At 61.6% G+C, this 19,314-nt stretch carries 20 protein-coding genes and 1 other RNA gene; 12 read left to right on the top strand and 9 right to left on the bottom strand.

All coding sequences use genetic code 11. From position 1 onward, the window contains the following. Position 1 precedes the first annotated feature (1 nt). Together R5N89_RS12690 and R5N89_RS12685 are read left to right on the top strand one after the other, a co-directional pair. A complete protein-coding gene (locus R5N89_RS12690; protein ID WP_110569517.1) occupies positions 2-532 on the top strand; it encodes a GNAT family N-acetyltransferase in 531 nt (176 codons plus the stop codon). Between the two features lie 141 nt (positions 533-673). Further along, a complete protein-coding gene (locus R5N89_RS12685) occupies positions 674-1,657 on the top strand; it encodes an isoaspartyl peptidase/L-asparaginase family protein (RefSeq protein ID WP_110569518.1) in 984 nt (327 codons plus the stop codon). Between the two features lie 78 nt (positions 1,658-1,735). On the opposite strand, the gene R5N89_RS12680 is transcribed toward R5N89_RS12685, so the two are convergent. From R5N89_RS12680 to thyX, 5 genes are all read right to left on the bottom strand, one after another. Further along, a complete protein-coding gene (locus R5N89_RS12680) occupies positions 1,736-2,011 on the bottom strand; it encodes a hypothetical protein (RefSeq protein ID WP_208624699.1) in 276 nt (91 codons plus the stop codon). Between the two features lie 17 nt (positions 2,012-2,028). Then, positions 2,029-3,111 (bottom strand): hypothetical protein, encoded by a 1,083-nt coding sequence (locus R5N89_RS12675; RefSeq protein WP_110569520.1) that lies wholly within the window; start codon positions 3,109-3,111, stop codon positions 2,029-2,031. Between the two features lie 447 nt (positions 3,112-3,558). Beyond that, a complete protein-coding gene (locus R5N89_RS12670) occupies positions 3,559-4,173 on the bottom strand; it encodes a phospholipid-binding protein MlaC (RefSeq protein ID WP_110569521.1) in 615 nt (204 codons plus the stop codon). 18 nt (positions 4,174-4,191) lie between these two features. Continuing rightward, on the bottom strand, positions 4,192-4,929 hold the full coding sequence (locus tag R5N89_RS12665) for a VacJ family lipoprotein (RefSeq protein WP_110569587.1): 738 nt from the start codon (positions 4,927-4,929) through the stop codon (positions 4,192-4,194). Positions 4,930-5,345: 416 nt separating this feature from the next. After that, positions 5,346-6,302 (bottom strand): FAD-dependent thymidylate synthase, encoded by a 957-nt coding sequence (gene thyX / locus R5N89_RS12660; RefSeq protein ID WP_110569588.1) that lies wholly within the window; start codon positions 6,300-6,302, stop codon positions 5,346-5,348. A gap of 163 nt (positions 6,303-6,465) precedes the next feature. On the opposite strand from thyX, the gene ssrA reads away from it, so the two are divergent. From ssrA to R5N89_RS12640, 4 genes are all read left to right on the top strand, one after another. Then, positions 6,466-6,790: a transfer-messenger RNA gene (ssrA, locus tag R5N89_RS12655) on the top strand. Positions 6,791-6,982: 192 nt separating this feature from the next. Next, positions 6,983-7,564 carry an SspB family protein gene (locus R5N89_RS12650; RefSeq protein WP_110569522.1) on the top strand — a complete coding sequence of 194 codons (582 nt, stop codon included), beginning with the start codon at positions 6,983-6,985 and terminating at the stop codon, positions 7,562-7,564. A 104-nt stretch (positions 7,565-7,668) separates the two neighbouring features. Continuing rightward, positions 7,669-9,321 carry a fumarate hydratase gene (locus tag R5N89_RS12645; RefSeq protein WP_110569523.1) on the top strand — a complete coding sequence of 551 codons (1,653 nt, stop codon included), beginning with the start codon at positions 7,669-7,671 and terminating at the stop codon, positions 9,319-9,321. A gap of 63 nt (positions 9,322-9,384) precedes the next feature. Next, on the top strand, positions 9,385-9,777 hold the full coding sequence (locus tag R5N89_RS12640) for a VOC family protein (protein WP_061272305.1): 393 nt from the start codon (positions 9,385-9,387) through the stop codon (positions 9,775-9,777). Between the two features lie 90 nt (positions 9,778-9,867). Here the strand turns inward: R5N89_RS12640 and R5N89_RS12635 are convergent, their stop codons facing one another. Both R5N89_RS12635 and R5N89_RS12630 read right to left on the bottom strand, forming a co-directional pair. Continuing rightward, a complete protein-coding gene (locus R5N89_RS12635) occupies positions 9,868-10,362 on the bottom strand; it encodes a kinase inhibitor (RefSeq protein ID WP_110569524.1) in 495 nt (164 codons plus the stop codon). A 63-nt stretch (positions 10,363-10,425) separates the two neighbouring features. Then, positions 10,426-10,653, bottom strand: a complete 228-nt coding sequence (locus R5N89_RS12630) for a hypothetical protein (RefSeq protein ID WP_110569525.1) — start codon at positions 10,651-10,653, stop codon at positions 10,426-10,428. A gap of 314 nt (positions 10,654-10,967) precedes the next feature. Between R5N89_RS12630 and queA the strand changes: the two genes are divergently transcribed. Genes queA through R5N89_RS12605 form a run of 5 tightly spaced genes read left to right on the top strand, consistent with a single transcriptional unit; the run spans position 10,968 to position 15,389 of the window. Beyond that, the gene (gene queA / locus R5N89_RS12625; RefSeq protein ID WP_110569526.1) at positions 10,968-12,026 is read left to right on the top strand and encodes a tRNA preQ1(34) S-adenosylmethionine ribosyltransferase-isomerase QueA; all 1,059 of its coding nucleotides are present in this window, start codon (positions 10,968-10,970) and stop codon (positions 12,024-12,026) included. Then, positions 12,023-13,183 (top strand): tRNA guanosine(34) transglycosylase Tgt, encoded by a 1,161-nt coding sequence (gene tgt / locus R5N89_RS12620; protein WP_110569527.1) that lies wholly within the window; start codon positions 12,023-12,025, stop codon positions 13,181-13,183. Before queA ends, tgt begins: the two co-directional genes overlap by 4 nt. Then, entirely contained in the window at positions 13,183-14,250 is a 1,068-nt protein-coding gene (gene queG, locus R5N89_RS12615) for a tRNA epoxyqueuosine(34) reductase QueG (protein WP_110569528.1), read from the top strand. Before tgt ends, queG begins: the two co-directional genes overlap by 1 nt. Continuing rightward, the gene (locus tag R5N89_RS12610) at positions 14,247-14,546 is read left to right on the top strand and encodes a ribbon-helix-helix domain-containing protein (protein WP_208624700.1); all 300 of its coding nucleotides are present in this window, start codon (positions 14,247-14,249) and stop codon (positions 14,544-14,546) included. Before queG ends, R5N89_RS12610 begins: the two co-directional genes overlap by 4 nt. 27 nt (positions 14,547-14,573) lie before the next feature. After that, the gene (locus R5N89_RS12605; RefSeq protein WP_110569530.1) at positions 14,574-15,389 is read left to right on the top strand and encodes a TerB family tellurite resistance protein; all 816 of its coding nucleotides are present in this window, start codon (positions 14,574-14,576) and stop codon (positions 15,387-15,389) included. Positions 15,390-15,502: 113 nt separating this feature from the next. On the opposite strand, the gene R5N89_RS12600 is transcribed toward R5N89_RS12605, so the two are convergent. Together R5N89_RS12600 and R5N89_RS12595 are read right to left on the bottom strand one after the other, a co-directional pair. Beyond that, a complete protein-coding gene (locus R5N89_RS12600; RefSeq protein ID WP_110569531.1) occupies positions 15,503-16,660 on the bottom strand; it encodes an acyltransferase in 1,158 nt (385 codons plus the stop codon). Between the two features lie 86 nt (positions 16,661-16,746). Further along, on the bottom strand, positions 16,747-17,883 hold the full coding sequence (locus R5N89_RS12595) for an Mrp/NBP35 family ATP-binding protein (RefSeq protein WP_110569532.1): 1,137 nt from the start codon (positions 17,881-17,883) through the stop codon (positions 16,747-16,749). 223 nt (positions 17,884-18,106) lie between these two features. Between R5N89_RS12595 and R5N89_RS12590 the strand changes: the two genes are divergently transcribed. Continuing rightward, positions 18,107-19,267 (top strand): OpgC family protein, encoded by a 1,161-nt coding sequence (locus R5N89_RS12590; RefSeq protein WP_110569533.1) that lies wholly within the window; start codon positions 18,107-18,109, stop codon positions 19,265-19,267. Positions 19,268-19,314 lie beyond the last annotated feature (47 nt).

The raw sequence follows: 19,314 nt of genomic DNA, 5'->3' as shown, positions 1-19,314 counted from the left end.
AATGGGATGTCGATATCACATACAGACAGGCCACCTGCAGCTTGATCCGGTCTCATGGACCGACCTTGAGGACGTGGTGCGGCTCAAGGCCAGCGCTGGCGTGACCGGGCGGCTGGCTGGCGGCGTGTGCAACCGCGTGCTGAGCGAGCAGGACATGCTGACCGACCTCATGACCTGGGGCCGCGAGGGCGTGGGCATGTTTACCGTGCGCCAGCAGGGCCGCTTCATCGGGCTGGCAGGCGTGCAGCCTTCCACCACTGCGCCTGACTGCCATGAATTACAGTTCACCATGATAGCCGCCGTGCGTGATACGGCGCTCTCACGCGAGGCAACGACCACGGCGCTGGCCTTTGCGCATGATGCGGGAGTGAGCCGCGTCATCGCCTATGTGCGTGAGCATGACATCGTGGCCCGGCAGGTTTTTGGCGGGGCGGGCATGAGTGTCTGCCCGGACCAGCCCGAACGCTGTGGGCCCGATATCCTGCTCTATCACAGCATGCGTGGCGCGCCTTCATGGGCCAGCCTGCATTAAAGGTGGCCTGAAAAGCCCGCATGGACAGTTTGGTGCAGCTTTTTTTCAACATGTGCCCGCTGACCGCGTGCGGAAGAAATCGTTTCCTATCCGCATTGTTTCTGTAAACTCGCCTCCTTGGTTCTCCGGGGAGATTGACGGGTGAAAATACTTTCTGCGGCGTTGGCCTGCCTGCTGTGTTCTGCGGCGGTGCCTGCCTATGCGGCTGATCCGGTGCTGGTCATTCATGGCGGGGCAGGGGGGATCCGCAAGGATATGACGCCCGCGCGTGAAAAGGCGGTCAAGGCAGCCCTCAAGCGCGCATTGCGCACCGGGTATGCCCGGCTGAAAACCGGCAGGCCCGCGGTCGAGGCCGTTGAGGCGGCCGTGCAGGTGCTTGAGGACGACCCGGAATTCAATGCAGGCCGGGGCGCGGTTTTTACACATGATGGCCATAACGAGATGGATGCGGCCATCATGGATAGCGCGACCCTGCAGGTCGGAGCCATTGCGGGGGTGACGCATGTGCGCAACCCCATAACGCTGGCGGCGGCCGTGATGGCGCATTCGCCCCATGTATTCCTGATTGGCGATGGGGCGGAAGCCTTTGCCAGAACGCAGGGCGTGGCCCTGGTTGATGCCTCCTATTTCCGCACGGACCGGCGCTGGGCGCAGTTGCAGGAGGCGCTGGAGAAAGACCGGCAGAAGCAGGCGCAGGAAGCCGATACCCATCATGGCACGGTGGGGGCCGTGGCTCTTGACCGCAACGGGCATCTGGCGGCAGCGACCTCAACGGGCGGCCTTACGGACAAGATGTGGGGTCGCGTTGGCGATTCACCCATAATCGGCGCGGGAACATATGCCAATGCAGGCTGCGCCATGTCCGGCACGGGCTGGGGCGAATATTACATCCGCACGGTGGCGGCCCATGAAATCTGCATGCGGGTAACGATGATGCACCAGCCGCTCGCCAAGGCAGCGGATGATGTCATCAACCATGAAATTCCCGCCCTTGGCGGTGATGGTGGCGCGATTTTGGTGGATGACAAGGGCAATATCGCCATGCCCTTCAACACGGATGGCATGTACCGGGGCTGGATCACGCATGATGGCGTGGTCCATGTCGCCATTCTCAAGGGAACCTGATGGCTTTCTGAAACTGTCTGGCGGCCTTTGCGCAGATGGGGATGGGCGGCATGTCCCCGTTCTTCCCTGCAAGTTCAGTTACGGTGATGACCCGGACGGTGTGGGCAGGACGCATTCTTTCTGCCTGTCCTGACAGATGGGCCTGAACCGCCAGGTCTCCATATCCGGATGGGCCTGCCTGAGCTCATCGTAATCGTACAGTTCTTTGTAATAGTAATCCATGACCGAGGTATTCTTTTTTATAAAATAATCTATGTAATTTTGATTGGCTGTCGGGTGCATGGCTTTGGAGAGAACAAAGAAGTCAAATAAACCAATCAGGATTGACAGAGGAATAATCAATTTGTTTGGCATGGTGTTAACGCCTCCGCCTAGTAGAAGTAATGTGAATCGTTAAACCACATTGCCGAAATGATTATGTTCAGAACAAAAACACCCATAACAGCATAATCGGTGAATTTTTTACTTTTGTAATCAAAGAGCCGAGTAAAAATCATGACAAATAAAGGGTTGCCCATGATGTATCGATGCAGTGAGTCGAGACCGGAACTGATGGCGCACAGGAACGTGACTGTCAGGATCGATGCTTCCAGGTACATCCGCTTTTTAAAGCCGTAATACAGGAAAAACATGTCGATAAACGCCGAGATCAGCCCATTGATCCGGTGCCCATGCCGAACGGCCTCCAGAAGCCACACACCGGGAAATGCGAACTCGCGCCCCCAGCTTCGCTCCAGATGTGAGAAGGCCAGCGCATCGCCGCTCAGATGATAGAGATAGAGCATATAGCCAGACAGCCCCAGGCTGCCGGCCATGATGGAAAAACCCCCGTTTAAGAAATCATTCAGGTTCCGTGCCCTGAGCGCCTCAATCATGAGGTAGGCCCCACATGTGCCTACCAGCATGATGCCTGTGGGGCGGGTGAGGGTGGCAAGGAAAGCGCACAGGAAAAGCGGGATATATTTTTTTTCTTTTGCAAAATAAACGATGGAGATCGTTATGAGCGCATAAATACATTCCGTATATTGAACTTTGCACCATAGGGAAAATGGTGAAAGGCAAAGTAGAAATATAAATAAAATATATTTCTGGGCATCAACGAATTTTTTGTAATATAGCGCTGCGAAAGCTACCATGAAGAAGAACAGCGTCTGGTTAAGCAGCAGCGCCGAGCCTTCGGCAGTCAGGCCCGTCAGATATTTCATACCAGCGGCAAGTCCCGGAAAAAGCGGGAAAAATGGCCAGGCAGCCTTGCCTATGTGGCGAAGCGACAGATAGACCTCGGGCTGGTATCCATGCAGGATGATGTCTCTGTACCACATACAGTCCCATTTGCAGGTACTGTAGGTGAGGCCGCCAAAAGGGATTGTCTCAAGATCAAAAACCACAAGCGAGAAGGCGGCTACAATAAACGAAAAAAAGAGAATTTTATTCGCTTTCAGAATTTTTTTCATTTCTGCGTTCTCTTTTTTCTGATTATTGTATGAAAATAATCTCTTTTATATGAATGCAGACGCCATGTATTGAGTTGCGCCATGCTGTATTGAATAAATTGTTCAGGCATCGCCCCGTTATGCTGCCAGGGCAGAACGGCATGGTATCCCGGCAGCGGCGATGAATGGTCTGATCTCATGAAGCTAAAGATACAATATATGCATAGGGTTAATCGATGGAGAGGGGTTTGAGCACACTTTCCGCGTTATCGCAAAAAATGTTGACCCGAAAATCCCCTGCAACATGGGCAGCAGGCTTCATGCATCGTACCATTGTGGAGGCCCCCTTTCTGAGCCCCGCTGCACACCCGGCCGGGGGCATTTTCCAGCCGGGAGAGCAGGGCTCATCGCCATTAAAAAAGCCTGTACGAAACCGGCTTTTTTATGACATATCCGCTATGGGCGCCGTTAGTGGTGGTTGGCGATCTGCTTGTCGAGCGCGCGCAGCAGCGCATCCACGTTGCCGCCATTGCGCGCGATGAAGGAGCCGTAATCCTGCCGCTGGGTCAGGCGCAGGCTTGCGCCTTCGCCCACCACGTCCACCACCTTGGGGCTGCCGCTGGCGGTGCTGATGATCCACTGCGTATCAGCGCCCGGCTGGCCGGGGCGGTTGATGACGGTGGACACGGCCGTGTCATCGCCAGAGGGCGCGCTTGAGCCCACCACGAAGGTCACGCCACGGTAGTCGCCAATCTTGTCGGTAATGGCGTTGACCAGCACCTGATGGAACAGCTTGAGGTAGCGGGCCTGCTGGTCCGCGGTGGCGGTGCGCCAGTAGCGGCCAAGGCAGTAGCGACCGATGGCGTCAACGTCCACATACTGTTCGAGCAGGGGCAGGATGCCCTGCTTCTTTTTTTCCAGCGAGATGTCGCTGTTGACCACGCCAACAAGTTTGCTGCCAAACATGGTGACGAAGGAACGGGCCTGCGCGCCGGCATCAACCGCCCATGCTGAAGCAACAGGCATGGTGGCGAGGGCTGCCAGCAGTGCCAGTGCATGGCGACGGGGGATGAATCTCTGCATCGCTGTGTCCCTTTTTGGTTATTTTGTGTGGTACCAGTCGGGCACGGTGGCCCGGTGGTCGTTCTTGATGGTTTCCGCAATGGCCTTGCGCTGCTGCTGGTAGGCGCTGCGGATGGTGGCGTAGGGATCGAGCGAATCCTTCATCACCTGGTCAAGCGCATCGACATTGGTGGCCATGCCATTGATGGTGCCCATGATGTTATAGGCCCAGTTGAAGGTCAGCAGCCCGTAGCCACGCGGCACATAGTTCCATGGCGAGAGGCCCACATCGATGCCGTAGCCGATGCCATCACGGAAAGAGGACGGACCCAGCACCGGCAGGAACAGATACGGCCCCGAGGCCACGCCCCATGTGGCCAGGGTCAGGCCGGCATCGTTGTCATGGTGCTTGTAGCCTGCGTAGTTCGCCACATCGATCAGCCCGCCGATGCCGACCGTCATGTTGATGCACCAGCGCACGAAGGCATCACCCGCGCGGCGGGGCTTGCCCGCGCCCACGTCGTTAAAGAACACCACCGGCTCGTTCATGGTCTGGTACAGGCCGCCAAACGCATTGCGCAGCGGGCGCGGCACGGCCCAGATATAGGCCTTGGCCACCGGGCGCAGGGTGTATTTGTTGGCCCACATGGTAAGGCCGAAGGCCTTGCGGTTCAGCTTTTCGTAGCGGTCGTTGGCTTCCTTGTATTCAGCCAGGGCGTCCGGGTCGGTAGGCGGCGGGGCCGCACATGAGGCAAGCCCCAGCATACCCAGCATCACCCCCACGACGCGCAGCGCCGGACGACGCGGGGACGGGAACGGGCGGGACGACCAAGAATTCGATCCTGTCTCTGCGCGCATACTCGTTTCCGCTTCCCTCTGTCTTTGCGTCACCGTCATGCTGGCATGGCGGGGTGGCCCAATGTGTTTGCAAGAATCCTGAACCGGGCGATACCGCCCCTTTCTCGCGTCACTCTCTAGCATGGGATGGCTGTTGTGCAATCCGCTAGCCCGCTGATGAAGGAAGATTGTGGCTGCCCTGCAGGATGCACATGGGGCTGAACCCGGCCCGGACTGGCCTGGCGGCGGGGGATGCTGGCAGAATTGCCGCGTTGGGTGTGACGTAAAATCCACATCATCCCAACGCCACCGCAGCGGGGCGGTGGCACAAGATCACGCTTTGTTGAACGCGCAGGTCAGCCCTGGCGGGTCAGCCGGGGCGCGATTTCGGGGAACATCTCGGCAAGTTCGCGCGCTTCGCGTTTGCTCAGCCCGTGGGTTGCGGGGTCGATGTTCTGCCCGCCCATGGCCGCGCGCAGCACGCGCAGTGCCGGGCCGGACAGCAGCACGGCATCGCGCATGTAATCGGTAAAGGCCTCATAGGTCAGCGGTGCCCATTTTTCCACGATCTGCAGGATGGCGTCGGCATAGGCGCGGATTTCGTACTGGGCGTGGCTGTCGGCGCGCAGCCGCAGGAAGTGCAGCAGGTTCCACAGGTTAATCTGCCAGTAGAACTGCGTCATGATGTTGACCGGCAGGTTCATGCGCGCAAGCTCCCGGGCGATGGCGGGGCGCGAGGGGTCGCGCTTTTCGCCGTTTTCATCCTCGTTGAGCAGGTCGAGATAGTGATCGTAGCAGCGTGAGGCATCATCACGCAGGATGTCGAGCACCTGCTGCGCCTGCTCGGGGGGCAGGGCATCGGCGCGGCCCTGCTTGTTGTTGGTGGACTGGGCGGCGATATCCTCGGGGCGGGGGAAATAGAATTCCTTCTCCAGCACCGAATAGCGCGCCGAGTACTCATTGATGCTGGCGGTGCGGTGGCGGAACCACTGGCGGGTTACGAAGATGGGCGCGCGCACATGCAGCTTGATCACGGCCAGCTCGAACGGGCTGGTGTGGCGGTGGCGCATGAGGTAGCGGATCAGGCCCCGGTCATCGGATGTGCTGCGCGTGCCCTTGCCGTAGGAGACGCGGGCCCCCTGCACGATGCCGCTATCGCCGCCCATGTAGTCCACCGCGCGCACGAAGCCGGTCCCGAGCACGGGGATGGGGGAATACAGCACGTCTTCCACCGCGGGCACGACAAGGCGGCGGGTCTGGGCCCATCCGGCGCGGGCTGCCTCGATTGCCGATTTCTGCTCGCTGGAAAACATGTGTCCTACCGCCTCGCTCATATGCATCACCACAAGGACGCGGGCCATACCATATCCTTGCAGGCCTGTCCTAGGGGCGTTTTCCTATGCCGTCATCGCGGCGGCATCATGGCGTATGGGCCGGGCGGGGGCCAGCCGTTTTGGCCGTTGCGGCGTGCATCCTCCTCTTGCCAGATGCACGGTGAACACCTATGTTGGAAAGTGCAGGAGGGGCTTGCCCCTTGGCTATGGCGATAAACGGCGCGTGGAATAAGTGTTGTGGACCCGGGGGCGGTACCCGGCGTCTCCACCAGTTTCCCCCCAAAGCGGGGGATATGGGGACGAAACAGGCTCGACACGCATGGTAAAGACCCGCCTTTTGCCCGGCATTGTACCACCGTTATCGGGCTAAATCACAAGTGCCAACGATAACTCAGAGGTGCTCGCTGTCGCTGCATAAGCGATAAGCGCGGTTCGGGAGGGCACCGGGCAACAGAAGCCCTCCCACTTTTTCTTGTGCTCATGTTAGGTTGATGGTGCGGTATCCGCTTCGTGAAGGGATGCCGCGCGCCCGTGTCTTGCCATGCCCTGAAGTTTGACGCACAGCTTGATGCTGTGGCACGGCGTGGTCCGAACCCGCATGTCTGCAAAAATCCGTTCCGGGTCAGGATCACCCGGGCGGATGTACGGAGAAGTCCGAAATGTCCGATGATCACGACGAGGAAAACGGTTTTGACGCCGCCATCCCCGACAGCCTCATGCCCTATGACTCCTGGATCGAGGATTCATACCGCCATGTCATGCTGCGCGCGCTTGATTACGCCGCAGCCCATGGCCTGCCCGGCGATCATCATTTCTACCTGACATTCAGGACCGACTGGCCGGGCGTTGAAATACCCGATCGCCTGCGTGCGCAGTACCCCCACGAGATCACGATCGTGCTCCAGCACCAGTTCTGGGATCTCAAGGTGGACCGTGCGCGCCAGATTGTCTCGGTCGGGCTGTCGTTTGGCGGCATTCCCTCCACGCTGGTGATTCCGGTGGCCGCCATCTCTGCCTTCGCCGATCCGCATATCCGCCTTGCCCTGCGCTTCAGCGTGCCCGAGCAGCCACCCGTGGCTGCGGCGCCCGAGGGCGAGAACGTGGTGCCGGTACAGCCCGCCGCCGCCGTGCAGGTGGCGGCACCCGCGGCGGAGGAAGGCGAGCAGGACAAGGGCGAAGAAGGCTCGCAGGTCGTAAGCCTTGCCGCCTTCCGCAAGCGTGGGCCGGGCGGGCCGGGCTGAGCCACATCAACCATCCGGGTGCGCCGGATGCACCGGACGCGCCCTGATTCGACAACGCCGCCACCTGGAACCAATCCGGGGGAAAAGGCAGAGGAGAGTGTCCGTTGAACGTATCCGCACCCGCGCGCAAGCCATTCGTGTATGGCCCGCTCTTTCCGTTGCACGATGATGACACGCCGTGGAAGAAGCTTGAGATCGAGGGAATCACCACCTCGGTCCTTGCGGGCCGCACGGTGGTCCATATCCGCCCCGAGGCGCTGACGGCACTTGCAGCCCGCGCCTTCAATGACGTGGCGCACCTGCTGCGGCCGGGCCATCTGGCGCAACTGGCCAAGATCCTGAAAGACCCCGAGGCGTCGGAGAACGACCGCTTCGTGGCGATGGACCTGCTCAAGAACGCCTGCATCGCAGCCGGCGGCGTGCTGCCCATGTGCCAGGATACCGGCACGGCCATCGTGTATGGCAAGAAGGGCCAGCGCGTGTGGGTGGACGGCAATGAGGAGGAAGCCTTCTCGCGCGGGGTGTATGATACCTATACCGGCACGGCGCTGCGCTATTCGCAGATGGCCCCGGTCTCCATGTTCGAGGAAGTGAACACCGGCACCAACCTGCCGGTGCAGTTCCATATCTCGGCCACGCCGGGCGACTACCATGCCGAGCAGATGGACCTCATGTTCATCGCCAAGGGTGGCGGCTCGGCCAACAAGACCTTCCTGTTCCAGGAGACGCGGGCACTCCTTTCGAACAAGGAAAACCTGCTGAAATGGCTGGACGGCAAGATCCGCACGCTCGGCACGTCGGCCTGCCCGCCTTACCACCTTGCGGTCGTGATTGGCGGCATGTCCGCCGAGCAGAATCTCGAGACCGTCAAGCTCGCCTCCACCCGCTGGCTCGACAGCCTGCCCACCGAGGGCAGCGTGCATGGCCATGCCTTCCGTGATCTTGAGATGGAAGCGGAAATCCACAAGCTCACCCAGCGCCTCGGCATTGGCGCGCAGTTTGGCGGCAAGTATTTCTGCCACGACGTGCGCGTGGTGCGCCTGCCGCGCCATGGCGCGTCGCTGCCGGTGGGAATCGGGGTGTCGTGTTCGGCTGACCGGCAGGTCAAGGCGCGCATCACGGGTGATGGCGTGTTCCTCGAGCAGCTTGAGGCCGACCCCGCCCGCTTCCTGCCCGAGACCACGGATGACGACCTCGAGGGCGAGGCGGTGCAGATCGACCTCAACCAGCCGATGGACGAGATCCGCCGCAAGCTCTCGCAGTACCCCGTGCGCACGCGCCTCTCGCTGACCGGCACGATGGTGGTGGCGCGTGACATCGCGCATGCCAAGTTCCGCGAACGGCTGGAAAAGGGCGAGGGCCTGCCGCAGTACCTCAAGGATCACCCCGTCTATTACGCTGGCCCCGCCAAGACGCCCGAGGGCATGCCCACCGGCGCGTTCGGCCCCACCACGGCAGGCCGCATGGACAGCTATGTGGCCATGCTGCAGAAGGCAGGCGGCTCCTACATCATGCTGGCCAAGGGCAACCGCTCGAAGGTCGTGCGCAATGCGTGCCAGGAATATGGCGGCTTCTATCTCGGCTCCGTCGGTGGCCCCGCAGCCCGCCTTGCGCAGGACTGCATCCGCAAGGTCGAGGTGCTGGAATACCCTGAACTGGGCATGGAAGCGGTGTGGAAGATCGAGGTCGAGAATTTTCCGGCCTTTATCGTGATCGACGACAAGGGTAATGATTTTTATGATGGCCTGACCGGCTGAACGTCCCCTTCTGGGGCGTCCGGCCTGCCCGTCGGGCCGGACAACCGAAGGTTAGGGAGCGCCATGCGTTTTACCGTCGATCGTCTTGACCACCTTGTGGTGAGTGTGCGGGATCTTGAGGTCTCGGCCTCGTGGTACCAGCGCGTGCTGGGCATGGAGCGCGAGGAATACGGGCGCAACAACCGCACGGCGCTGAAATTCGGCGGCCAGAAGATCAACCTCCGCCCCCACGGGGCCGAGGGCTGGGTCACGGCGGAAGATGCGCTGCCCGGCACCAATGACCTGTGCTTCACCACCGCGCTCAACAGCGTGGATGTGATTGAACATCTGGAAAAATGCGGCGTGCGCGTGACCGAGGGGCCAGTGGCCCGCCTTGGCGCGCTTGGGCCGGTCACATCGGTCTACTGCCATGACCCGGATGGCAACCTGATCGAGATCGCCTCGTATCAGGGGTAGTATCGGATAAAAGTTGCCGGGTGCCGCCTTTTTTCAAAAAGGCGGCATTTTTTCGAAGCTTTTTTCAAAAAGCTTCACCCAGAACTTTTCTTATTTAGGCTTCTTGCCATAAACGGCAGTCAGCCTGGCAGAGCCCAGGCTGTGCTGGTTGATCACGAACCCCACCATCGCCCCCGAGGCATCGCTCGGCAGTTCGATCTGCGCAATGTCGAGCGCGTGGATGGTGAAGATGTAGTGATGCTCCGGCCCCGGCGGGGGGGCGGCGCCGCCATACACGTTGCCGCCAAAATCGGTGCGGGTCATCTCGGCATGTTCGGGCAGGTTGTTGTCGCCCGAGCCAGCGCCTGCGGGCAGCGACGTCACATCAGCGGGGATGTTGATGACAACCCAGTGCCACCAGCCCGAGCCGGTGGGGGCATCGGGGTCGTACATCGTAATGGCGAAGCTCTTGGTGCCAGCAGGCGGGTCCTGCCATGCCAGCGGCGGCGAGATGTTGCCGCCGCAATAGCCCATGCCCTCGAACACCTGTGCTTCAGGCAGGCGGTCGCCATCCTTGAAGGAGCGGCTGGTCAGTGTAAACGTCATGCGTGTTTCCTGCTTTTCGTGCCGTGAGTGGCGCGAATAGGGGGAGGGTAAAGGCGCCTGGAATTACCAGTTCTGGCTGATGAGCCAGAATTCTTCCGAGGTCAGGGTAATGACCTGATCGTTGTTCTTGCTCTCGGCGGCGGCGCGGGCCAGGGCCTCGATGCGCTGGATCAAGATGGTCTTGCGCTGGTGGGCCTCGCTGCGGTCCTTTTCTTCCACCGTTTCGAGCACATGCAGCGCGGTCTTGCAGGCGCGGGCAATGCGGACGGCATCAAGGGCGGCGTAGGACATGAACATAACTCCATAAAATTCGCGGCATCCGGCTGCGCCGGGTGCGGGCGGGGAACATTCCCGTGTGGGAATCGCTGCCGCATTGTGGCTTTCCCGGCTGCGTCTGTCCAACGCCGCCATGCAGCAGCCGCAGGAAGCGTAGTGGAAAAAGGAATAAAAGTTTTTGGGTGCCACCTTTTTTCAAAAAGGCGGCGTTGAACGACGCTTTTTGAAAAAAGCTTCACCAAAAACTTTCTTATGCCTTGCAGGCTCCCTGCACGGGCCATGAGAGTTCGTGCTGGCAACCGGGGTGCGGATTCCGTAAAGGGTGCCGCATGACGGATCTGGTTTCTGATTTCGATTTCACCCTCCCGCCCACGAGCATTGCCGACCACCCGGCCCGCCCGCGTGACAGCGCGCGCCTGCTCGATGTGCCTCAGGCAGGCCCCTTCATCGACCGCCACGTGCGCGACCTGCCTGGCTGCCTGCGGGCAGGCGACATTCTGGTGGCCAATGATACGGCGGTGATTCCTGCCCAGCTTGCGGCCATGCGCGGCGAGGCGAAGATCGGCATAACACTCGACCGCATCCTGCCCGATGGCTCATGGCACGTGCTGGCCCGCAACGCCCGCCGCCTGCGGCCGGGTGACACGCTCACCTTTGGCCGCAGCACGGTCACGGCGGAGGTCATCAGCCGGGGCGATGCGGGCGACGTGACCCTGCGCTTCAGCGCCGAGGGGGCAGCCTTCGATCAGTTCCTGCACGATGCGGGCAAGCTGGCCCTGCCGCCCTATATTGCCCGCCCCGATGGCCCGACCGAGGAAGACCGCAAGGACTACAGCACCATCTTCGCCCAGCATCGCGGTGCCGTGGCCGCCCCCACGGCGGGGCTGCACTTTACGCCGGACCTGCTGGCGGCACTCGATAAGGCAGGCGTCATCCGCCAGACGCTGACCCTGCATGTGGGCGCGGGCACCTTCCTGCCCATGCGCAGCGACCAGATTTCCGCCCACCGCATGCATGCCGAGCGCGGCACCATCTCCCCCCACGCGGCTCAGCGCATCAACGCCGCGCGCGCGGCAGGCGGGCGGATCGTGGCCGTGGGCACCACTTCGCTGCGCCTGCTTGAAAGTGCGACGGACGAGAACGGCATCGTCCATCCCTTCCATGGCGAGACGGCCATCTTCATCAAACCCGGCTACCGCTTCCGCGCGGTGGACATGCTGCTGACCAATTTCCACCTGCCGCGCTCGACCCTGTTCATGCTGGTCTGCGCCTTTGGCGGCTATCACCGCATGCAGGCGGCCTATGCCCATGCCATCGCCAGTGGCTACCGCTTCTATTCCTATGGCGATGCCTGCCTGCTGCACCGCACCGAAGGAGACGTGCCATGACCACCTTTAGCTGGCGGCCCGAAGCGCGCTGCGGCCACGCCCGCGCGGGCTGGCTTGATACCGCGCATGGCACGGTTGCCACGCCCACCTTCATGCCCGTGGGCACGGTGGGCACGGTCAAGGCCATGACGATGGACAGCGTGCGCTCAACGGGTGCGGGCATCGTTTTGGGCAATACCTACCACCTCATGCTCCGCCCGGGCGCCGAGCGGGTGCGCGAACTCGGTGGCCTGCACCGCTTCATGGACTGGCCGGGGCCGATCCTGACCGATTCGGGCGGGTTTCAGGTCATGTCGCTCGGCCCGCTGCGCAAGCTCGACCCCGACGGGGTGACCTTCCGCTCGCATATTGATGGCTCGAAGCATCGCCTCACGCCCGAGCGCTCGACCGACATCCAGCACGCGCTCGATGCGACCATCAGCATGTGCTTTGACGAATGCCCCGCCCTGCCCGCAGCCCCCGAGGTGATCGCCAAATCCATGCGCATGTCGATGCGTTGGGCCGAGCGTTGCCGCACGGCCTTCGTGCAGCGGCCCGGTTATGCGCAGTATGGCATCATCCAGGGTGGCACCGAGCCGGAACTGCGCGCCGAGAGCGTGAAGGCGCTGACCGGCATCGGCTTTGAAGGCTACGCCATTGGCGGCCTTGCGGTGGGGGAAGGGCAGGAACTGATGTTCTCGACGCTTGAGGCCACCGTGCCGCTCATCCCCGATGGCAGCCCGCGCTACCTGATGGGGGTCGGCACGCCTGATGATTTGCTCGGCGCCGTGGAGCGTGGGGTGGACATGTTCGACTGCGTCATGCCCACGCGGGCGGGGCGCACGGCGCGCGCCTATACCGAGCGCGGCACGCTCAACATCCGCAACGCCCGGCATGCCAGCGATTCGCGGCCCATCTCGCCGCATTGCGACTGCCTGGCCTGCTCGCGTCACAGCCGCGCCTACCTGCACCACCTGTTCCGCGCCAACGAGATGCTCGGCCCCATGCTGCTGACATGGCACAACATCGCCTATTACCAGCGGCTGATGCGCGGCATGCGGGCGGCCATTGTTGATGGCACGTTCGAAGCCCATGCCGCCCACCTGCGCGCGCAATGGGCGATGGATGACTGGAGTGGGGATGAAATGCCCTTTCCCGACATTCCGCCCGTGGCCTGATGGCACAGGCGTCGCCTGATCCGGCCCGCCTTGCGGTCCGCATTGCCGAGCATGCGCGTGGCCTGGGCTTTGATGCCGTGGGCTTTGCGCCCGCCCGGCTTGATGATGCGACGCGTGCCCGCCTTGCCGCCTTTGTGGAGAACGGATTTGCGGGCAGCATGGGCTGGATGGCCGAGCGCATGGCCCAGCGCGGCGACCCCCGTGGCCTGTGGCCCGAGGTGCGCAGCGTGATCGCGCTGGGGCTGAACTACGCACCACAGGGCGACGCGCTGGCCACCACCCGCGTGCCCGATGCAGGCAACATTTCCGTCTATGCCCGCAATCGCGACTACCATGACGTGGTCAAGGGCATGCTCAAGCATCTGGCGCAGTTCGTGGTGAACGAGGGCAGGCGCGCGGGCAATGAGGCGCAGGTCAAGGTGTTTGTCGATACCGCCCCGGTCATGGAAAAACCGCTGGCGCAGAATGCGGGGCTGGGCTGGCAGGGCAAGCACACCTCGCTGGTGTCGCGCCAGCACGGGAGCTGGCTGTTTCTGGGCGAGGTGTATACCACGCTTGACCTGCCGCAATCCGCGCCCTCGCGCGGGGGGTGCGGCACCTGCACCCGCTGCCTTGATGCCTGCCCGACCGATGCTTTTCCTGCGCCGGGCGTAATGGATGCGCGGCGCTGCATTTCGTATCTGACCATCGAGAACCGCGATCCGATTCCCGAGGCCCTGCGCCCGGCCATGGGCAACCGCATCTATGGCTGCGACGACTGCCTTGCCGTGTGCCCATGGAACCGATTCGCGCAGGCGACCAGCCATATGAAGCTCGCCGCGCGCGATGACCTGCATGCTCCCCCTTTGGCAGAATTGGCGGCGCTGGATGATGCAGGCTTCCGGGCGCGTTTTTCCGGTTCGCCCATCAAGCGCATTGGCCGCAACCGCTTCGTGCGCAACGTGGCGGTGGCCATTGGCAATAGCGGGCAGGCTGCCCTGCGCCCGGTGGTGGCCCGCCTGTGCAATGACCCCGACCCCGTGGTGGCCGAGGCCGCGCGGTGGGCTACGCTGAGGCTGCCCGCATGAGCGGGCCGCCCGCCATGCCGCTGCCCGCCCAGCGGGGCGCGCGCATGCTGCACAAGCGCAGCCTCAACCTGTCGGGCCACCGCACCTCCGTGGCGCTGGAGCCGGAGTTCTGGCACGCGCTCCACCTCATTGCACAGGCACGCGGGCTGGCGCTCGCAGCCCTTGTGGGGCAGGTCGATGCCGCACGTCCCCCCGACCGGCCTCTGGCCTCCGCCCTGCGGGTGGAGGCATTGCGCGAATGGATGCCAGCCCTGCCCGAAATGGCTGGTACCGACAGGCAAGATCAGTTGGGTTGACCGGCTAAATCGTGCTAGCCTCGGGGCATGGCGATCTGGGGCAAGATTTTTGGTGGCGTTGCGGGGTTCGCGGTTGGCGGCCCCATGGGCGCGGTCGTGGGCACGGCGCTCGGGCACGCGGCGGATAACGGCTCATTGCTGGAAACCCCGGCAGGCGGCTGGACCGATCGCTGGGGCCCGCGCATCAATGCCGACCCCAACGGGGCGGCCACCTTCATGGCGGCCAAGATGGCGGCGGCCATGGGCAAGCGCGACCAGTTATACGGGCTGGTCATCATCATCCTGTCCGCCAAGGTGGCCAAGTGCGACGGGCCGGTGAACCGTGCCGAGATCGATGCCTTCAAGCGCCGCTTCCATCTCCCGCCCGAGAACATGAAGGAAGTGGGCCGCCTGTTCGACAGCGCCCGCCAGCGCACCGATGATTACAAGGCCTTCGCCACCGAACTCGGCCGCGCCTTTGCCAACAAGACCGACATGCTCGAGGAGGCGCTGGCCGCGCTGTTCGTCATTGCCCGCGCCGATGGCGAGGTGAACATGCACGAGGAAGCCTTCCTGCGCGGCGTGCACAGGGCCTTCAACCTTAGCCCCGGCGCCTGGGACCGCGCGCGCGAAGGCGGCGCCCGCCCCGGCGTGAGCGAAGTTGACGCCTATGAGGTGCTGGGCATTTCACGCGATGCGAGCAATGACGAAGTGCGCGTGGTCTGGCGCCGCCTCGTGCGCGAGCACCACCCCGATGTGCTGTCCGCACGCGGGGCGAGCGAGGCCCTGCGCGCGCAGGGCGAGGCCCGGATTGCCCAGATCAATGCGGCCTGGGATCGCATCAAGCGCGACCGCAAGCTGTAATCCCTGCCTACAGGCTGCGGCGGTGGTGACACAGCTTTGCCAGATGGGCCTGATCGCCACGTATCCCGGCATGTGGAGGCCCGTTCTGGTCAATGCCGTGGAGCAGGACCGTTTTATGCTGATGGCTGGATAACAAACCGTTTGCCGATCAGTTTGCCCAGGCGCATGCCCGGTTTTTCAATGAAAATAAACGTCAGGCTTGAGGCAATCGCCGTGCAGAGGAAAGTTACGACCAGAATGGCTCCGTACAATAACGGACTGATATGGGTATTGAAGACAGCCCTGTTTACATAGAACAGGAATGTGCCGTGCAGGAGGTAGAAGCTATAACTGATCTCGCCCAGGCGCACGACACCGGGAAGACGCAGCAGGCCCCCAAAATCATATCCCTGGCATATCTGTAGAAACAGAACGAATGAGAAAAATATCTTGTAAGGTGTATAAGCTGTTTCAGGAAAACCGAATCCAAATCCAAATCCGAATATGAATACCAGCATTGATATTGATACTATGCATTTAAACGCATTTGAAGATTTGAACTGTGTCTGTAAATCTCTTGCAAGGATACCATAGGCAAAGCAGGATAGCAGGAGGATGTTTGAATCATTGTACATTGCGTATCCATATGCACATGAAAAAATCATCAATGCGGATACTGTAAATGGCGGAAGTTTTTCGCGTAAAATCATAATGATGGGTAGGGAGAAATAAAGCATCCACTCCCATGACAGGGTCCACATGACGCCTGCATTGACGACCCACATTTTATAAAAGCTGTTTATATCGTGCCTTTCAAGACTAATGCCAAAGTTCATCCATTCCGATGCTGCATAAGCATCAATATCATGGAATCCATTGCCATAAACAAGCGCGGTTACAATGCATATGAGTGCTGAAAACCATGCCATGGGCGCTATTCTGAAAAATCTTTTTATATAAAACTGTATCCATTCTGCGGTGTTGCTGTAATTTCTTCTGGTTATAAGGTAGGAAGACAGCATAAAAAATAATGTAACCGCGAATGGACCCAGCTGTGCATTGAACGGGTACAAAATATTATCAGGCGTCCAGTCCAAGCCATGATACCACCGATAGCAATAGATCATGTGGTGAAACGCGACAAAAATAGCCAGAAAAAATCTGAGCCCATCAATATGATGATTGCGCCCGGTTTCTGCCTTATCAAGAAAACTGAATAATGGCGTGCTAAAAACAAGCACTAATGCAGACATGCATATAAAAATAAATCCTATCATGATGAGTGCCTGCATCAGAATACCCTTTCTGAAAGAAAAGTTTTCGTTTCTCTTGATATGTTTAAATATCAGGGGGCATGCATGATCCTTTGCCCCTATTTTCAGGTTCTGATGTTTTTCTTGTCCAGCAGCCGGCGCAACGCCGTGCCTACCGTATGGGCCAGCGCGCGATAGGCCTGGCCTGCCGGGCTGTCGGGGGCCGCGATCACGATGGGGGCACCCTCATCGGCGCTGGCGCGGATATCGACCAGCAGCGGGATCTCGCCCAGAAAGGGCACGCCCATCTTTTCAGCTTCCGCCCGTGCCCCACCGTGGCCAAACAGCTCGGTGCGGTGATTGCAGTTGGGGCAGCAGAAATAGGACATGTTCTCCACAACGCCCAGCACCGGCACGTTCATCTTCTCGAACATGGTCACACCGCGCCGCGCATCGAGCAGGGCGATGTCCTGCGGGGTGGAGACGATAATGGCCCCGGCCAGCGCGGTTTTCTGCGCAAGGGTCAACTGCGCATCCCCCGTACCGGGCGGCATGTCCACCACCAGCACGTCAAGCGCGCCCCATTCCACATCGCTCAGCAACTGGCCGATGGCACCCATCACCATTGGCCCGCGCCAGATCATGGCCTTGTCTTCTTCCACCAGCATGCCGATCGACATGGCGGAAATGCCCCATTTATGCGGCGGGATCAGGCGGCCATCACGCACTTCGGGCTGACCGTTCACGCCCATCATGCGGGGCAGGGAGGGGCCATGCACGTCGGCATCCATCAAGCCCACTTTCAGCCCTTCCAGTCCCAGCCCCACGGCAAGGTTGACCGCCGTGGTGGACTTGCCAACGCCCCCCTTGCCCGAGGCCACGGCAATGACCACGCCCACACCTGCGGGCAGCGGGCCGGTGGGGGCCTTGCCTGCCTTGCCACCGCCAAGGTTAAGCGGGCGGTGACCGCCGCCTGCCGCAGGCGCAGGCGCGGTAGGCGGCGGGGCCGGGCGGTGCGCGGTCAGGATGACGCTGGCCCCCGTGCTGCCGGGAACTGCTGCAACAAGGGCGCGTTCGAGTGCGGGCAGCAGGGGTTGCAGGCGTTCGGCCCGCGCCCGGTCGGTCGCAAGCGCGACATGGAGCACGCCATCACGCATCATGAAGGCATCAAGGCTGCCCAGTTCCGTGATGCTTGCGGTATTATCGACTGTGCGCACCTGTCGTAGCACGGTTTCTATGGTTGCCCGGTCGGGACTGGTCATGATTGCGCTCCCTGCTCTCTCGCCCGTGCGGGTATAGAAGGGGGAGGGCAGGGCGGTCGAGTCATGAAACGGTGCGCAGGCGGCCAGTCGCGCGCCATGACAGTGTTGCGGGGCATCCCTGCCATGATGAGAATGGTTTGCGATCCGATTTGCTGCTTTACGCTCATCGGGCGGCACCGGCCCATGGCCCGGTCGCATCGTGTTGAGGCAGGCAGGGAGCATCATGGGCATTTCCAGCGAGCGGGCGCAGGCCCCGCACCGGCGCGACCACCGTATCGATGCCCTGCGGGGGGTGGCGCTGCTCATGATGTGCATCGACCATATTCCCCAGAACTGGCTCAACCGCTTCACCATGCGCAATATCGGCTTTGCCGATGCGGCAGAGGTGTTCGTGCTGCTGGCGGGTTATGCCTCATGGCTGGCCTATGGCCGCGCCTTTGCCAAAAAGCCGGTGGTCGCGGTTCTGGCGCGCATCGGGCGGCGGTGCTGGCAGCTTTACGTGTTCCAGATCGTGATGGTGGTGGTGTGTATCGCCACCATCCGCATCTGGCGGCATTTCTGGCCGGTGCCGGTTGATTTTCTGGAGCCGGAACTGGCGCATGGGCTTGATTCGGTCTGGCGGGTGCTCTCGCTCGTGGCGCTGCCGGGCAACCTCAACATCCTGCCGCTCTATATCGTGCTGCTGCTGGGCTTTGCCCCGCTTTACGCCCTGCTGCGCGGGGTGGGCACGCCGGTGGTGCTGGGGCTGAGTGCGGCGGTATGGCTGGGGGTCAATTACGACCCGCGCCTGAATTTTCCCAACTGGCTCGACCCCGATGGCTGGTATTTCGACCCGCTGGCGTGGCAGTTCCTGTTCGTGCTGGGCGTATGCGCCGCCCGGGTTGCGGGGCAGCATGATGGCAGCCTGCCGCGCTCGCGCCTGCTTGCGGCGCTGTGCATGCTCTACCTGATGTTTTCTGCCGTGCAGTCCTTTCCGTGGATAGACTGGGGATTTGCCGACCTGCGGCCCGTGGTCATGGCGGTGCCCGACAAGATGATCCTCTCGCCATGGCGGCTGGTTGATGTGCTGGCCCTGTTCTACCTCGTGCAGTCTTCGCCGCGCGCGACCGTGTGGGCCAGCACGCGGCCGGGCCAGCTCATGGCGCTGTTTGGCCGCCATTCGCTCGAAATCTTCACCGCAGGCACGCTGGTTGACCTGTACGGGCGGCTGGTGCTGACGAGTTTTGGCACCGGGTGGATGATGCAGGTGGCGGTGAACGTGGCGGGTTTTTACGTGCTGCTGGCCGTGGCAAGGGTGAAGGAGCGCCAGCGCGTGGCGGCCCGGCAGGCACGCGCCGCCATGCCGGACACGGTGCCCGCCCGCGCCCCGTTATGCCGGGGCTGAAGCTGTGGTTTCCGCCCCCGTAAAGGGCGTGATATAGGTGCCGGTCC

Origin of the sequence: Komagataeibacter sucrofermentans DSM 15973, from assembly GCF_040581405.1 — a bacterium.
In the GTDB taxonomy this organism is placed as follows: Bacteria; Pseudomonadota; Alphaproteobacteria; order Acetobacterales; family Acetobacteraceae; genus Komagataeibacter; species Komagataeibacter sucrofermentans.
Note: the sequence above shows the minus strand (reverse complement) of the source record. Positions and strands in the feature narration are given on the sequence as shown.

Coding starts and splice junctions, on each gene's coding strand:
- R5N89_RS12690 (WP_110569517.1), top strand. CDS start 2: ATGGGATGTCGATATCACATACAGACAGGCCACCTGCAGCTTGATCCG.
- thyX (WP_110569588.1), bottom strand. CDS start 6,302: ATGTTTTCCAGCGAGCAGAAATCGGCAATCGAGGCAGCCCGCGCCGGA.
- tgt (WP_110569527.1), top strand. CDS start 12,023: ATGACCACCTTTAGCTGGCGGCCCGAAGCGCGCTGCGGCCACGCCCGC.
- R5N89_RS12650 (WP_110569522.1), top strand. CDS start 6,983: ATGTCCGATGATCACGACGAGGAAAACGGTTTTGACGCCGCCATCCCC.
- R5N89_RS12680 (WP_208624699.1), bottom strand. CDS start 2,011: ATGCCAAACAAATTGATTATTCCTCTGTCAATCCTGATTGGTTTATTT.
- R5N89_RS12630 (WP_110569525.1), bottom strand. CDS start 10,653: ATGTCCTACGCCGCCCTTGATGCCGTCCGCATTGCCCGCGCCTGCAAG.
- R5N89_RS12640 (WP_061272305.1), top strand. CDS start 9,385: ATGCGTTTTACCGTCGATCGTCTTGACCACCTTGTGGTGAGTGTGCGG.
- R5N89_RS12605 (WP_110569530.1), top strand. CDS start 14,574: ATGGCGATCTGGGGCAAGATTTTTGGTGGCGTTGCGGGGTTCGCGGTT.
- R5N89_RS12635 (WP_110569524.1), bottom strand. CDS start 10,362: ATGACGTTTACACTGACCAGCCGCTCCTTCAAGGATGGCGACCGCCTG.
- R5N89_RS12595 (WP_110569532.1), bottom strand. CDS start 17,883: ATGACCAGTCCCGACCGGGCAACCATAGAAACCGTGCTACGACAGGTG.
- R5N89_RS12590 (WP_110569533.1), top strand. CDS start 18,107: ATGGGCATTTCCAGCGAGCGGGCGCAGGCCCCGCACCGGCGCGACCAC.
- R5N89_RS12610 (WP_208624700.1), top strand. CDS start 14,247: ATGAGCGGGCCGCCCGCCATGCCGCTGCCCGCCCAGCGGGGCGCGCGC.
- R5N89_RS12600 (WP_110569531.1), bottom strand. CDS start 16,660: ATGCAGGCACTCATCATGATAGGATTTATTTTTATATGCATGTCTGCA.
- R5N89_RS12670 (WP_110569521.1), bottom strand. CDS start 4,173: ATGCAGAGATTCATCCCCCGTCGCCATGCACTGGCACTGCTGGCAGCC.
- R5N89_RS12675 (WP_110569520.1), bottom strand. CDS start 3,111: ATGAAAAAAATTCTGAAAGCGAATAAAATTCTCTTTTTTTCGTTTATT.
- queG (WP_110569528.1), top strand. CDS start 13,183: ATGGCACAGGCGTCGCCTGATCCGGCCCGCCTTGCGGTCCGCATTGCC.
- queA (WP_110569526.1), top strand. CDS start 10,968: ATGACGGATCTGGTTTCTGATTTCGATTTCACCCTCCCGCCCACGAGC.